Here is a 14,715-nt window from a genome sequence, read left to right on the forward strand (position 1 = left end):
AGGTGCAGGTGGGTGTTCGGTAAACGACCATCCGCCGAACGCGGGCGCGGGAGCGCCTGGCTAGGTCGCGGCGTTCGCGAGCTGCCGATAGAGCCGCGCCAGCTTCGCGGCGTCTTTGCGGTCGAATCCGATTCCCTCGTCGATCTCGCGGGACAGGAGCTCGATCCAATCCGCGATCGCCGCGTGCTGTGCGGGGCGCAGGCCGCGCAGGGTCGTCTCGTCGTCTCGTCGCGCACTGCCGAGAAAGCTGCTGAGATGGATCCAGAGTTCGAAGTCGTACGGTTCGATCAGCATCAGCTTCAGCACCGCCGGGAGATAGTACTCGACGGCCTGCGCGGTCATGTATGTGAAGTCTTCCATGTGCAGGCCGGGCAGAAAGCTCGAGCGGTCGATGTCCGCCCGCGAGCGGCCGTGAAAATGCGCGATGACGTACGGTGCGTCGATGCTCGGCGGTGCAAGTTCGTCCTCGGCGAGCGGCAGCGAGCCAGCGAACACCTGATCGATTCGGCGCGTGACCTCATCGCGACTGCTCATGGCCGCCACAGGCTACCGCACCATTACTAGCAGGCCGGTTCGGAAAAGGGTCGTCTGCCGACCGTGCGAGGAATGGCAAAGCAGGGCGGCGGCCGTAGTCACGACGCGTTGACGAAGCACCCATCGACCAAGACCGGCACGGCCTGACTGGTCTCTAGCTCGGTCGCGACAGCGACGTCAGCGCCGAACCCGCCCGCAGCCAGTTCACGGCCGGAAGCGCAGTCACTCACCACTGCGCGAGCATCATCCACGGCGCCGTACCCCGCCGCAGCTGCCGATGCCTCCGGCGACAGCGCCCCGGCGCCGTGTTCGGCGAGCGCGGCGATCACTGCGGCGGCGCCGAGCCAGTCCTCGACCGCAGGCCGCAGCACGTCTCGACCCGGCCAGTGTTCGCCAGCGGCGATCACCGCGACGGGTTGCTCGACGGTTCCCCAGCCTTGCCCGGCAATCCAGCCCGCAACGGCGGAGGCGTTACGAAGGCATGCGGCGATCACCGGAATCCTGGTGACAGCAGCGGAAATAGCCGATCCATTCGGTGACGGCAGCACAAGCCGCGCCGGCGCGGGCGCGCGTCTGAGCGCGGCAGGAGACAGCGACCACGGCTGCTGCTCCGACACGGCCCGGCGGCCGACGGCCAGCTTCGCGTCGTGCTCGGCAGCGAATCCCACGGCGCTCCCGTCGCGCCACGGATACGGCAGAACTCGTGTTCCGGCCTCGACCGCCACCGAAACCGCTGTGGTGAACGACAAGACATCGACCACGACCAGCGCCGCGCACCGCGGACCGAGCGCCCGCGCGCCCGCCAACCCCCAATCGAATCGGACACCGGCCGGCGACTGCGTAGACCATTCCGGAAATTCCGACACCTGTGCATCCCCTCTCTGCGCATCCGCTGCGGTCGCGGCCACGGCAGAACCAACATGCCAGAGACCAGGCGAGCACACACACTCGCTGCGGAATCCGGAGGGCAGCCCTGACGCCGTCCTGCTGGAACTCCTCACGGTCTTCTGAAGCGTTGGGGAAGACGATTGATCAGCGATGGGTCGCGATGAGGCGTCGCAGTGCGGCGTGGGCGGGTGGACCCCATGTCGGCTTGCCACCGGGGCGGCCGTGGACCCCGGCGTCTGCGATGAAGATGCCGGCGAAGGCGCGCAGTACCGTGTATCCGCGGGCGCGCCGCAGGGTCGCCGCGTCCGGGGCCGGCTGGTAGGCGTCATGGAAGCGGTCGGCGGCACCGTCGGGCAGCAGAATCCACGCGGCAGCGAGATCGAAAGCCGGATCGCCCGCGGAGAGGTCACCGAAGTCGATCACGCCGCAGATCGCACCATTCGCGGTGAGGACATGGGCCGGATGCAGGTCGCCGTGCAGCCACAGCGCCGGGCCAGCCCAATCGGGCGCGGCGATGGCGTCCTCCAAGACCGCGCGGACGGCATCGGGATCGGGGATCAGCCCCAGCTCGGTGGCCACCGCCAGCTGCTCGGCGAACCTCTCGGAACAGCCAGCCAGCGGCCCTCCGCGGCCCCGGCCGATGGGCGCCTGCTCGGGGGCGGGTTGGTGCAGTGCCGTCAGGGAAGGCGGCCAAGGTGGTGGCAGCCTCCGCCGCCTGGGTGACGGGAGCTCGGTCGGCAGGCTCGCCTGGCACCCAGGTGGTGACGATCCACCGTCCCCACTTCCGGCCCCGGACCAGGCGAAGTCAACGTCACTCCCGGTCCTGCGGTCACCACGGACTGCCCGGCGGAAACCCTGCACCCAGGCACCCCCTTCCACTGTGCAGAGGCCTGGCGTGACGCCTACGGCAAAGTCGTGGTGGCACGGACAGGACGCTCCGACTCCGCCGCGACTCCTGGTCACGGCGCATTCGGATGGATGCACGCACTCATCTACCACCACCTGGACTTCGACGCCATCGGAAAAATCGTCAACGTCTCGGTGAAAACCCCGATCGCCGGGCGTTTCGAGTACCAAGCGCTTTCAAGGTCAACGTCCAGCCCTACATCCGGGCCTTCGTACGGTGTTCGGCGCGTTCGATGCCGGTGGTGCTCATCGGTGGTAGCGCCGGGGCATGCCGCGTTCGGGTCAGCAGGTCGAGAAATCGGGCTGAACAGTCGGCCGGGGCAGAGCGGCGGTCACACTTTGCCGCGTTCCGGCGGTGTTGGCTCGGCGGTCTGTGGGAGGTCCGCTACTGGGATCCGTGCGCTGATGGTCGTCCCTGTGCCTGTGGTGCTGAGGACCTCTAGGGTTCCGTCGAGCGCTTCGACCCGGTCTTTGAGTCCGATCAGGCCCGAGCCCGCGCCCATTGTGGCGCCGCCGATTCCGTTGTCCGTGATGCCGAGTTCGAGGTGGCTGTCGGTGAGGCCGGCGTGTAAGTGGATTTCCGTGGCGCGGGCGTACTTGGTGGTGTTGGTGAGGGCTTCGGCGACGACGTAATAGGCTGCTACTTCGACCGATTCGGGGAGACGGCGGGCCAGAGCGACATCGAGGCGTACGGGGGTTTGGGAGCGGCGGGCCAGGGCCTTGAGCGCGGGTGCGAGGCCACCGCGGGAGAGGATGGCGGGGTGGATGCCGCGGGACAGTTCTTGCAGATCGGTGTAGAGCTGGGAGAGGCCGTCGACCAGCTGGCCGAGTTGCCGGCGTAGGTCGGGGTTGTCGGGCGGGACCGCGGCTTCCGCGGCGCGTAGTTCGAGGCCCAGGGAGACGATGCGTTGCTGGGCTCCGTCGTGGAGATCGCGTTCGATGCCGCGGCGGGCCTGGTCGGCGGCAGCGACGATGCGGGCGCGGGAGGCGGTAAGTGCCGCGCGGGTTTCGCTGTTGTAGATCGCGGTCGCGATCAGATCGGCGAAATCAGTTGCCCGAATGCGATTTTCGGCGTTGACGGGCTCCGGCCGGGTGGCGGCGATGACGAGCGCGCCCCAGAGGCGGTTGTCCACCTCGATCGGGACGCCAAGACCGGATCGCAGGCCGAGCCTGCGCAACCGGTCGGCTATCGGGCCTTCCGGGTCGTCGTAGTCCTCGACCTCGGCGGGTCGGCCGGTCTCGAAGACGCGCGTCGATACGTTGTTGCCGCCGAGCCGCAGTCGTTCGCCGACGGTCAGTTTGTCGCCGACCTCGTTGTGGTCGTACGCCGCGACGACGAGGCAGGAGTGTGGTGGTTCGTAGCGCACCACCGAGACGTGTTCGATGTCGAGGCTGTTCGCCAGCTCGGTGACCACGAGCGGGCACACATCCGCCGGATCGGCGCGCCGCGCGACCACCGTCGCCACGCGCCGCAGCGCCGTCTGCTGCCGTGCCAGTGCACTGGCCTTCGCGTGGCTGTGTTCCAGTTGCCGCTGGGCCTCTTGGAGCCGGTTCTGCTCCTGGCGACGCTCGGTCACATCTCGGGCGGTAGCGAACAGCGTGCCCTGGTCGCCCACGATGCTCCATTCCAGCCAACGCTCGGTGCCGTCGGCGCGCAGGCACCGAGCCTCCCATTGGGCGGTTGCGTCGTTGGCCAGGACGTCGGCGAGGACGCCTCGTGTCCTTGCGCGGTCGTCGGCATGGATGAGGTCCGTCAGCGGCAAGTGCCGCAGCTGGTCGTCGTTGTAGCCGAGGACGTGCGTGAAGGCCGGATTGACCCTGCTGAATCCGGTGCCGTCGCCGATGCCCAGCAACTCCGAGGTCAGCGCGAAGAATCGCTCCAGTTCCTTGCGGCTGGATCGCAGTGCCAGGCTGAGCCGGTCGTGATCGCGCGCCGCGGACAGCAGAGCCTCAAGCGACGGCACCATCCGCTGGACTCGTCGAATGCGCGCGGCCGACAGGGTCCGGGGGATCAGCAACGCCCCGACTGCTACCGCGCTGTCCCGCAACGGGACGACTTGATGCCGGTCGCTGTGCGTGTGCTCAGGGCATTCGGTGGTCAAGACCACACCCGGCGGCGGTAGCTCGAGCACCTGGGTGATCCGTTCGCTTGCGGCCGCCAGCGCGCCTGGCAGGTCTACGGCACGCAGCACCAGGCGGGCCAGCTCCGCGGCCAGATCGGCTTCCCGGCGGCGCTGCTCGGATTCCCGGGCTCGCAGGCGCGCCTGCCCGACGAGCACATTGGTCACCACGCTGAGAATCAGGAACACCACGACCGCGGGCACCATCGCGCCACCGTCCTGCGCGCTGTGGAAATACACATACGCCACGGCGCTGGCCAGCGAGGCGCACAGCGCCAGCGGGAATCCCCAGCTGGCCGACACCACCATGACGCCGAACAGGAAGATCGCGCCGAACGCCATATCGGGTGCCACGCGGCGAAGCTGTTGCACCACGATGATCTCCAGGGCGATGAGCGCCGCGGCCGTCAGCAGTCCCCATAACGCAGGTGGCGCGGTGGGGCGCAGGACCAGTGCCAGTAGCCGTTCATGGGGCGGCGGCCGGCGATCGTCGGACCCCACCGGCGACCGGTGGTGGGACCTCACCATGCTTCCCGTGAGAGCGGGAACATTCCGGCCGTACTGCACTGCATGGTCCGATAGTAGCGGTGTCTTTGCCTGGTCACGGCCCCGTTCATGCGGGGAAGTTCCAGGTAGCACCAATGCCCTGGCCGGCATGGATCTGCCATGCTCGAGGTATGAGCAGCTGGGATGTGGTGTTGTGCGCTGTCTGATCGTCGACGACAGCGCCGATTTCCGCCGTGCCGCGCGGGACATGCTCGAACGCGGCGGATTCACCGTGGCCGCCGAGGCGTCCAACGGCGCGGACGCGCTGCGCCACTGCCGGTCCACGCGGCCGGAGCTGGCCCTGGTGGATATCGATCTCGGCGGCGAAAGCGGCTTCGACGTCGCCGAACAGCTGCGTCGGACGGCGGAAGCGCCACCGGCGGTGATACTCATCTCCACGCACGCCGAACAGGATTTCGACGACATGATCGCCGAGAGTTCCGCGGTGGGTTTCCTGCCGAAGTTCGCGTTGTCCATCGAGGCGATCCAGCGCCTGCTCGGCCACGACGGCGAGTCCGCCGGACGGTGATCACGCGCAGGCGTCGAGGTACATGATCACCGCCCGCACCCGGCGGTGATCATCCGCGGTGTCGGGCAGCTCGAGTTTGGTCAGGATGCTGCGCACATGCTTTTCCACGGTGCCCTCCGTGATCCACAGCTGCCGCGCGATCCCTGCGTTCGACAGACCCTGAGCCATCAGGGTCAGCACTTCCCGTTCCCGGCTGCTCAATGCCGCCAGCGGGTCCTCCCGTCGCCGGGCGGCAACGAGTTCCTGGACCAGCGCGGGGTCGATGACCGACGCGCCGTGGGCGATGCGCTCCACCGTGTCGATGAACTCGGCGACATCGGTGACGCGGCTCTTGAGCAGGTAACCAATGCCGCGACCACCGTTGAGCAGCTCGAGGGCATGATCGACATCGACGTGCGCGGACAGCAGCAGGATCGCGGTCTCGGGAGCCTCCGCTCGGATCGTGCGGGCCGCGTCCAGCCCCTCGCCGGTGTGCGTCGGCGGCATCCTGATATCGATGACAGCCAGTGCGGGCCGGTGCGACCGGACGACGGCCAGCAACTCCTCCGGATCCCCGGCTTGGCCGACGACCTCGAAACCCGACCGCGCCAGCAGACTGGCCAGCCCTTCGCGCAGCAGAACGTCGTCGTCTGCCACTACCACCTGCACCGCTGTCATCCGTTCCTCCCGGCGCCCGCATCGGGCCCTGCCACGATATTGCACCTGCCTCCTGGTCGGCCAGGTGATCCCGCATTGCAGCTAGCCGGTAGTGGCACCGCCGGAAAAGCCACCCCGAAGATGGCCGTCAGCGGTGACGACTCGCGCGCCCGGATCGGCGAGAGTTCTCTCATGCCGGAACAACCGAACCAAGTTGCCCGGCAATCGACTACGGCACGCATCGCACCGGAGGAAACCACAATGGCAACTGTCGGACGAGTCGCACTGGTCACCGGCGGGACGGGCGGTATCGGCGCACAGATCGTGTCCCGCCTGGCGCGGGACGGCTACTGGGTCGCGATCCACTACGCCGGGCAGCCGGCCCGCGCGGAGGAAGCGGCGGCGGCGATCCGGGCCGCAGGCGGCCGTGCCATCGCGGTGGGCGGCGACATCGCCGACGAGGTACGGATGGCCGCGCTGTTCGACGAGGTGGCCGCCGAGTTCTCCGGCATCGACGTCGTGATCAACACCGCCGGGATCATGCTGCTCAGCCCGTTGGCCGAGCTCGACTTGGCCGATCTGGACCGCATGCACCGCGTCAATATCCGCGGGACGTTCGTGGTGTCGCAGCTGGCGGCTCGCACGCTGCGGCGCGGTGGTGCGCTCATCAACTTCTCCACCTCGGTCACCCGCTTGCAATTCCCGAACTATTCGGCGTACGCCGCCAGCAAGGGCGCAGTCGAGGCCATGACGCTGGTGCTGGCCCGCGAACTGCGCGGCCGTGACATCACCGTGAACGCCGTCGCGCCCGGCCCCACGGCCACCCCGCTGTTCCTGGCCGGGAAGTCCGACGACGAGATCGCCGCATTGGCGCACGTGGCGCCGCTGGAGCGGATCGGCACTCCCGACGACATCGCCGAGGCCGTGGCGTTTCTGGCCGGACCGGCGCGCTGGATCAACGGGCAGACGATCTTCACCAACGGCGGGGCCGCCTGACCTCGCCCGCTCCCTCTTGCTCAGCACCTCCCATCCCCGAGAAAAAGGAAGAACATCATGTCGGAAACACGAGTCGTCCTGGTCACCGGCGCATCGAGCGGATTCGGTGCGCTGGCAGCCCGCACGCTGGCCGGAAACGGTCACGCGGTGTACGCGGGTATGCGGGAGACCGCGGGCCGCAACGCGTCCAAGGTCGCGGAGTTGAAGGAATGGTCGGCCGAGCACGGCTTGGACATCCAGGGCATCGAAATGGATGTGCAGGACCAGCAGTCGGTCGATCACGCCGTCGCGGAGATCATCGCGACGCGCAAGACCATCGACGTGGTGGTGCACAACGCGGGGCACATGGTGCTCGGCCCGACCGAGGCGTTCACTGTCGAGCAACTCGCCGAACTGTACGACGTGAATGTGCTCAGCACCCAGCGGGTGAACCGCGCGGTCCTCCCGCACCTGCGTCGGCAGCGTTCGGGGCTGCTGGTGTGGGTGGCCAGTTCCAGCACCCGGGGCGGTCACCCGCCGTTCCTGGCGCCCTACTTCGCTGCCAAGGCAGGGATGGACGCGCTGGCGGAAAGCTATGCGGCCGAACTGATCCGGTTCGGCATCGACACCGCCATCGTGGTCCCCGGCGCCTACACCTCCGGCACGAACCACTTCGCGCACGCGACGATGCCCGCCGACAAGGCCCGCGAGGCTGAGTACGACGAGTTGTACGGCGAGACCCGCGTCGCGCTCGACCGGCGGCTGGCCGAGATCGTGCCGCCGGGCAGCGATCCGCAGGCGGTGGCCGACGAGATCGCCCGGGTGATCGACCTTCCGTTCGGCGAGCGCCCGTTCCGCACGCACATCGACCCCAGCCGCGACGGCAGCGAGGTCGTCACCGCCGTCGCCAACCGGATCCGGCATGAGTTCTACCACCGAGTCGGCATCGCGGACCTGCTGACCCACAACGACTCGCTGTAACCCGACCCTTTCGCACGAACGGCGAAAACCATGCCCTACACCACTGTTCCCGATGGAACCTCCCTCTACTACACCGACCAGGGCACCGGCCGCCCGGTGCTGCTCAGCCACGGCTGGCCGTTGTCCTCGGACGCCTGGCAGCTCGAACTGAAGGTGTTCGCCGACGCCGGATACCGCGTCATCGCCCACGACCGCCGCGGTCACGGGCGATCCGAGCACACGTACACCGGCAACGACATGGATACCTACGCCGCCGATCTCGCGGCCCTGGCTGACCACCTCGACCTGTCCGACCTCGTCGTGATCGGCCACTCCACCGGGGGCGGTGAAGTGGTGCGTTACGCGGCGCGCCACGGCGCCGGCCGCGTCGCCAAGGTCGTCACCATCGGAGCGGTCACGCCGATCATGCTGCGGTCGGCGGACAATCCGGCGGGCACACCGATCGAGGACCTCGACGCCATCCGGGAAGGCGTCCTGCGCGACAGATCCCAGTTCTACCACGATCTTTCGGAACCGTTCTACGGCACCAACCGAGAGGGTTCGACGGCCTCGCAGGGCCTGCGCGACGACTTCTGGCGCCAAGGCATGGCCGTAGGACTGGCGGCCGCATACGACTGCGTGAAAGCGTTCTCGGAGACAGACCTCAGCGCGGATCTGAAGGCGTTGACCGTCCCGGTTCTCATCGCGCATGGTGACGATGACCAGATCGTGCCGATCGACGCCACGGCACGACGGGCGATCGACCTGGTCGCGGACGGGCGGCTGCGGGTGTATCCCGGTGCGCCGCATGGGATTCACGGCGCCTATCAAGCCGCGCTGCACCGCGACATCCTCGCGTTCATCAGCGAATAGCCGGACGGAGCAACGTCATGAAGATCGACGGCAACACCATATTCATCCCCGGCGCGACGAGCGGAATCGGCCTGGCGCTGGCGGTGCGCCTACAGGCGAGAGGGAATACGGTCATCGTCGGCGGGCGACGGCAGCAACTGCTGGACCGGATCGCCGACGAACACCCGGGAATCGGCACGGTCCGGATCGATACCACCAGCGTCGCGAGCATCGACGCGGCGGCTCGTGCCGTGCTGACCGCGCATCCCGACCTGAATGTCCTGATCGCCATGTCCGGTATCTCCCGGGTCGAGGACTGGCATCAGCCCGATTCGTTCCTCGGATCCGCCGAAGCCGTGATCACCACGAACCTGCTGGGGCCGATCCGGCTGCTCGGCGCGTTCATCGAACACCTCCGAACCCAGCCGCAGGCAACCGTTGTCACGGTGTCCTCCGGTCTGGCGTTCGCGCCGCTGGCGGCCACACCCAGCTACAACGCGTCGAAGGCCGCCATCCACATGCTGACCGAATCGGTCCGGCTGCAACTGGCCGACACCAGCGTCGAGTTCCTGGAGCTGGTGCCGCCCTCGGTGCGCACGGATCTGCTTCCGGGACAGGCGGAAAGCGACTGGGCGATGCCACTCGAGGAGTTCGTCTCCGAGGTGATGCACATTCTCGCGACGCAGCCCGACGCCCACGAGATCCAGGTCGAACGTGTGAAGTTCCTCCGGTACGGCGAGCGGCGCGGCGACTACGACCACGTGGTCGCCACCCTCAATGCCGCTGACCCGCACGGCAAATAGCACCTTCCCCACTCGTGAAAGCGAGCACACGATGTCTCATCATCTCGATTCCCCTCTGGCTCGCCAGGACGTCCGCCTCGATATCACCGACCTCTACGTCTTCCGGGGCGACGTCGGCACGGTCCTGGTGATCAATGTCTGTCACTCCCTCGCCGGGGACATTCCCGTCCCGGGCTACCACCCGGAGGGCATGTACGAATTCAAGATCGATCTCCACGGCGACGCCGTGGAGGATCTGACCTACCGATTCGTCTTCGACGAGCGGGACCACGACGGCGTCCAGCGCTACACGGTCTGTCGCATCGACGGGGACGATGCCGCCGACCCGTTCGCCGCCGGAGTCGTCGTCGCCGACGGGCAGACCGATCTGGAAGTCTCCGGCGCCGACGGTATCCGGGTTTGGGCCGGGAAGGCTGGTGACCCGTTCTGGATCGAGCCCGACGTACTGCACGCCGTGGGCCATGCCTTCCAGGACGGTACCCGCCTCGATCTCGGCGGCTGGACTCCGGCGGCCGCGACGAACCTGTTCGCCGGGCACACCGTGTACTCGATCGTGCTCGAGCTTCCCGATCCGATACTGCTCGCCCCCAACGGAACTCAACACGCCATCGGCGTGTGGGCCGTGGCGAGCCTCGCGACGGACGCGGGCGGCTGGCGCTCGATCAACCGGGTCGGGCTGCCGATGATCCACCCACTGTTCACCCAGTACAACGAGCAACTCGGCGACGACCTGAACGCGGGAATTCCCAGCGAGGACCCCGCAAGATACGGAACCTTGCTCACCAAGGAGATCACGGCCGTCGTCGCCGCCTACGGCACCGCCAGCGATCCGCGCGACTATGCCGAACGGCTCGTCGACCGGCTGCTGCCGAACATCCTGCCGTACACGGTCGGGACCACGGCGACCTTCGGATTCCTCGCCTGGAACGGCCGCTCGCTGACCGACAACGCCCCCGACGTCATGTTCTCCACCGCGGCGAACACGCCGATCGGCCTGGGTATCGGTCGGGAATCGGTGACCTCGAAGCCGCGGTCGGCGTTCCCGTACGTCCCGGCCGCCAGCTGACCGGCACCCGACATTCGAGAGGACAACGGCAATGGCGGTATCATTCCGGCTCCTTCGCGGCGTCTGCGTGCGCTACCCGCAGGCCGCCGCTCTCGCGATGATGGCCGCGGCTGTCCTCGCGCTGCACGTGGCGGGGTGGGGGCTGCTGTTGTCACAGCATGCCTCCACCCAGGCCACGCTCGGAGTGGGGCTCGGGGTGACGGCGTACGCCCTGGGCCTCCGCCACGCCTTCGACGCCGACCACATCGCGGCGGTGGACAACACCACCCGCAAACTCGTCGACGACGGCCGGAAACCGGTCTCCGTCGGCTTCTGGTTCGCCCTGGGCCACTCGACCGTGGTGCTCGGTCTCACCGTCCTGCTGGCGTCGGGTGCACACGCGCTGTCCGGGCCGCTGGCGGACGACGACTCGGTGTTGCACCGGGTGACCGGCATCATCGGCGCCAGCGTGTCCGGCCTGTTCCTGTACTTGATCGCCGCGGTCAACATCCATATGCTCGTCGGCACCTGGCGGTTGTACCGGAAAGTCCGCGCGGAGGGGGATTTCCAGACCCGCCACATGGAGATCGCCCCGGCGGTACGTGGTCCGCTGAGCCTGATCCTCGCCCGCATCACGAAGGCGATTCGCGCGCCGTGGCAGATGTACCCTCTCGGCGTGTTGTTCGGCATCGGGTTCGACACCGCGACCGAAATCGGGTTGCTGGTCCTCGCCACCGGCGGCGCCGTCGCGGGAGTGCCCTGGTACTCACTGCTGTCGCTGCCGCTCATCTTCGCGGCCGGCATGACCCTGCTCGACACCGCGGACGGCGTTCTCATGCGTTTCGCCTACGGCTGGGCCTACGCCGACCCCGCCAGGAAGCTGCGGTACAACCTGAGCATCACCGCACTGTCGGTGCTGGTCGCCGTCGGAGTCGGCACGGCGGAACTGGTCCATATGGCGGCCACTCAGCTGGGCCTGAACAGCACCGGGTGGGGCCGGCTCAGCGACGTGGATCTCACGGCGGTGGGGCCCGCGACGGTCGTCCTGCTCACCATACTCTGGCTCGGAGTCGTGGTCCTGCGGCGTAAACCGCGATCACCGACCTCCGCGTCCACGCCCGTCCTGCTCGAGCCCGGCTGGCGACGCGGCCGGGTGTCCTGGTTCAACGACGCCAAGGGTTTCGGCTTCCTCATCCCAGACGACGGCGGCCCCGCGGTGTTGGTCGACTGCACAGCCATCGTTGTTCACGGCTTCCGCACCCTCGAAGCCGGTGAACAGGTCGTCTTCACCGCCCGCCCCACTGACCGCGGCCCGGAAGCCGCCCTCGTCCGCCCCGACCGCCATCAGCCAGCCCGTGCGGTGTCGTCCCGCCCTTGTATGAAGCACATGGGCTGGCCACACCCGTGCGCGAACACCGCGCTCTACACGACAACGACGAGTGTTTCGAGCAGCGCCTGCACTGGCTGCTCGAAGACGTAACGGCGGTCGAATCACTTCACCGGGCTGCTGGGAAAACGCACCGCAATTCGACATCCCGGAGAAGTGTTCCGGGACTGTCTTAGGTGTTGGATGCTTGTTCCGACTGCCCGGCTCTTTCGCGGCTGCTGCGGCATGGCCGGGCGTGAACTCCGGTTGCACCCCACGATCTGGCCCCACGCGTCGGTGAAGCGGCCCGCCGAATCGCTGAAAAATTGGTCTGCCGTAGCCGCCTGCTGGTCGGTGTTGGAGGCCAGCGATTCGAGCAAGTTGCGTTTCTTGTCCACCAGGGCGTATAGGAGGTTGCTGACCGGCTCGAGTACGGCGAGGATTATGTCTGGCCACTCCGGGTGCTGAGCGCCGATGCTCTGGAGTTGCTCTACGACCGAGTCTTGCAGCTGCTTGGATTGGGTGGTGGTGCTCTTCATCAGTTGATTGATCGGATCGCTGAGCTGCTGGCCGGAGATGGCGCCCGCGACCGCGCGCTGTCGCACTCGCTCCATAGCCGTACTTTGTGTGGTGGCGCTGATTGTGCGCGCGATGCGCGCGCGGCCGCACATCGTGCGCGGTTCCGGCCACAACGTGCTGGAGTCGGGCGAGAATCCGGGCGCCGATCCCGCCTGTTGCCCAAGCTGTAATCGGAAATCTCGCGTATTGCAACGGCCCGCGCACGGCGCGCCCGCCGTGCTTGATGCAACTCTGGATACCGCGGTTGTCGTGTCCTGCCGAGCCGAATCACGCGAAATCGCGGACAGTCCGGGTGGCCAAACCGCGGCAGATTCAGTTACAGCGATGTGCGCGGTGGATACTCGCGCGCGAGTGCGGGTTGCTGGACCACTCACGGTCCGGAACGGACGCGTGATCTTACCGCTGCTTGTGCCGCGCCCCCAGGGCAATCGGGCCGATTCGTGAGGTATCCAGACCCATCGAACCGGGGAAGTGCGTCCCCCTCCCTCTGCTTTAGCGTTGGCGGAGCTTGTGCGTCGTCCAGCAGCTGAATCGGTGCCGGGTAGACAGACGCGACGGTTGGAGGAAAACAAGCGATGAAACGAAGTTCCGACGTCGACGCCGGACGTGCCGCCGCGCCTGTTGTCGATTCGGTAAGAGTACGCGCGGGAATCGGAATGGTCTGCCGCTCGATGTTGCACGCGCTCGTCGTCCTGGCGGCGGTGTTCGCCGTGACCGCAGGGGTGGTCACGGCGTCATCGCCCGCGACGGCCGATGCGACGTCTATCACCGGTTCCTGGGCCGAGGACGACCGAACCGTGCAGGTGCGGGTGCATTCCGCGGCGATGGGGCAGGACATCATGGTGAAGGTGCTGCGCCCGGCCGACCGTTCGGTGCCGCGGCCGACGTTGTACCTGTTGAACGGTGGCGGCGGCGGTCAGGACAGCGCGACCTGGCAGAAGAATACTGACGTGTTGCGGTTCCTCGCCGACAAAGAAGTCAACGTCGTGCAACCGGTGGGTGGGCGCTGGAGCTACTACACCGATTGGCGGGCACCGGATCCGAAACTCGGTGTCTACAAATGGAAGACCTTCCTCACCGAAGAGTTGCCGCCGCTGATCGACGCCGAGTTCGGCACCACCGGAGTGAACGCCATCGCGGGTTTGTCCACCTCGGGAACTTCGGTGCTCCAGTTGCCGATCGCCAAACCCGGCCTGTACCAGGCGGTGGCGGCCTACAGCGGTTGCGCGCAGATCAGCGACCCGATCGGTCGCGAGTTCGTGAAACTCGCCGTGGAGAGCTGGGGCGGTGGTGACACCGACAACATGTACGGCCCGCCCGAAGACCCGATGTGGGCGGCCAACGACCCGTACCTGCACGCCGACCAGCTACGCGGCATACGTCTGTTTCTGTCCACGGGAACCGGCGTCCCAGGCATGTATGACACTTACAACGGTGCGTATGCCCAGCCAGGGCAGCGTGGCTATCTCAACCAGCTGGTGTTGGGCGGTGTCATCGAGGCGGCGGTGAATTGGTGCACGCACAACATGCGTGACCGTCTGAACGCACTAGATATTCCCGCGACCTACGATTTCCAGCCCACGGGAACCCATTCATGGGGTTATTGGCAAGAGGCACTGAAGAAATCATGGCCGGTGCTGGCCGACGGACTCGGCCTGCCGCAGTGAATCGCCGGGTCCGCGCGGATCGACACCGCGCGATGCCGGGACAGCCGCGCACGGCCCCATGAGCGGGTCGACACCGAAGTAGTTGAAGTACCAATAGACGTGCGCCCAGCCGAAGTAGAACAGGACGGCGGTCAGCAGCGTTGTCGGCGCGACCAGTTGGCCAGTGTCCCGGTGAGCAGCGTCAGTGTCGATCCGGGTGTCAGGATGATCGACCCGTTGGGCGACTGTTCGGTCGGTGTCGAATCGCGTTTCCCACCAAGGAAACTGCTGTATTTGCAAATGCTGCGCACGGTGTCGGTGTCGTCCTGC

General features: G+C 67.3%; 14 protein-coding genes. 8 read left to right on the forward strand and 6 right to left on the reverse strand.

The window, feature by feature from the left end; translation table 11 throughout:
• Positions 1–60 precede the first annotated feature (60 nt).
• The 4 genes from ON34_RS11590 to ON34_RS11605 form a co-directional block, all read right to left on the reverse strand.
• Positions 61–534: a hypothetical protein gene (locus tag ON34_RS11590; protein ID WP_157172264.1), complete on the reverse strand. Its 474-nt coding sequence runs from the start codon at positions 532–534 to the stop codon at positions 61–63.
• A gap of 98 nt (positions 535–632) precedes the next feature.
• Positions 633–1,400 (reverse strand): 2-phosphosulfolactate phosphatase, encoded by a 768-nt coding sequence (locus ON34_RS11595; RefSeq protein WP_040778147.1) that lies wholly within the window; start codon positions 1,398–1,400, stop codon positions 633–635.
• A 166-nt stretch (positions 1,401–1,566) separates the two neighbouring features.
• A complete protein-coding gene (locus ON34_RS38065; protein ID WP_306303640.1) occupies positions 1,567–2,424 on the reverse strand; it encodes a phosphotransferase in 858 nt (285 codons plus the stop codon).
• A 236-nt stretch (positions 2,425–2,660) separates the two neighbouring features.
• On the reverse strand, positions 2,661–4,949 hold the full coding sequence (locus ON34_RS11605; protein WP_245547990.1) for a GAF domain-containing protein: 2,289 nt from the start codon (positions 4,947–4,949) through the stop codon (positions 2,661–2,663).
• A gap of 199 nt (positions 4,950–5,148) precedes the next feature.
• On the opposite strand from ON34_RS11605, the gene ON34_RS11610 reads away from it, so the two are divergent.
• A complete protein-coding gene (locus ON34_RS11610; RefSeq protein WP_040778150.1) occupies positions 5,149–5,523 on the forward strand; it encodes a response regulator in 375 nt (124 codons plus the stop codon).
• Here the strand turns inward: ON34_RS11610 and ON34_RS11615 are convergent, their stop codons facing one another.
• Positions 5,524–6,180 carry a response regulator gene (locus ON34_RS11615; protein WP_040778154.1) on the reverse strand — a complete coding sequence of 219 codons (657 nt, stop codon included), beginning with the start codon at positions 6,178–6,180 and terminating at the stop codon, positions 5,524–5,526.
• 240 nt (positions 6,181–6,420) lie between these two features.
• Here ON34_RS11615 and ON34_RS11620 point away from each other — a divergent pair, with 240 nt between their 5' ends.
• Genes ON34_RS11620 through ON34_RS38070 form a run of 6 tightly spaced genes read left to right on the forward strand, consistent with a single transcriptional unit; the run spans position 6,421 to position 12,274 of the window.
• A complete protein-coding gene (locus tag ON34_RS11620) occupies positions 6,421–7,155 on the forward strand; it encodes an SDR family oxidoreductase (protein WP_040778157.1) in 735 nt (244 codons plus the stop codon).
• Positions 7,156–7,212: 57 nt separating this feature from the next.
• Complete coding sequence (locus ON34_RS11625) at positions 7,213–8,115, forward strand: SDR family oxidoreductase (RefSeq protein ID WP_040778160.1); 903 nt, start codon at positions 7,213–7,215, stop codon at positions 8,113–8,115.
• A gap of 30 nt (positions 8,116–8,145) precedes the next feature.
• Positions 8,146–8,967: an alpha/beta fold hydrolase gene (locus tag ON34_RS11630; RefSeq protein ID WP_040778163.1), complete on the forward strand. Its 822-nt coding sequence runs from the start codon at positions 8,146–8,148 to the stop codon at positions 8,965–8,967.
• Positions 8,968–8,984: 17 nt separating this feature from the next.
• Complete coding sequence (locus ON34_RS11635) at positions 8,985–9,749, forward strand: SDR family oxidoreductase (protein WP_040778166.1); 765 nt, start codon at positions 8,985–8,987, stop codon at positions 9,747–9,749.
• A gap of 31 nt (positions 9,750–9,780) precedes the next feature.
• A complete protein-coding gene (locus ON34_RS11640) occupies positions 9,781–10,815 on the forward strand; it encodes a DUF4331 family protein (protein WP_040778169.1) in 1,035 nt (344 codons plus the stop codon).
• A 31-nt stretch (positions 10,816–10,846) separates the two neighbouring features.
• On the forward strand, positions 10,847–12,274 hold the full coding sequence (locus tag ON34_RS38070) for a HoxN/HupN/NixA family nickel/cobalt transporter (protein WP_051022392.1): 1,428 nt from the start codon (positions 10,847–10,849) through the stop codon (positions 12,272–12,274).
• A gap of 11 nt (positions 12,275–12,285) precedes the next feature.
• On the opposite strand, the gene ON34_RS11650 is transcribed toward ON34_RS38070, so the two are convergent.
• Positions 12,286–12,774: a hypothetical protein gene (locus ON34_RS11650; RefSeq protein WP_157172265.1), complete on the reverse strand. Its 489-nt coding sequence runs from the start codon at positions 12,772–12,774 to the stop codon at positions 12,286–12,288.
• Positions 12,775–13,410: 636 nt separating this feature from the next.
• Between ON34_RS11650 and ON34_RS11655 the strand changes: the two genes are divergently transcribed.
• Positions 13,411–14,406 (forward strand): alpha/beta hydrolase, encoded by a 996-nt coding sequence (locus tag ON34_RS11655; RefSeq protein WP_174372029.1) that lies wholly within the window; start codon positions 13,411–13,413, stop codon positions 14,404–14,406.
• The last annotated feature ends 309 nt before the right edge of the window (positions 14,407–14,715 follow it).

The organism is Nocardia pneumoniae NBRC 100136 (assembly GCF_000308755.1).
Classification (GTDB): domain Bacteria; phylum Actinomycetota; class Actinomycetes; order Mycobacteriales; family Mycobacteriaceae; genus Nocardia; species Nocardia pneumoniae.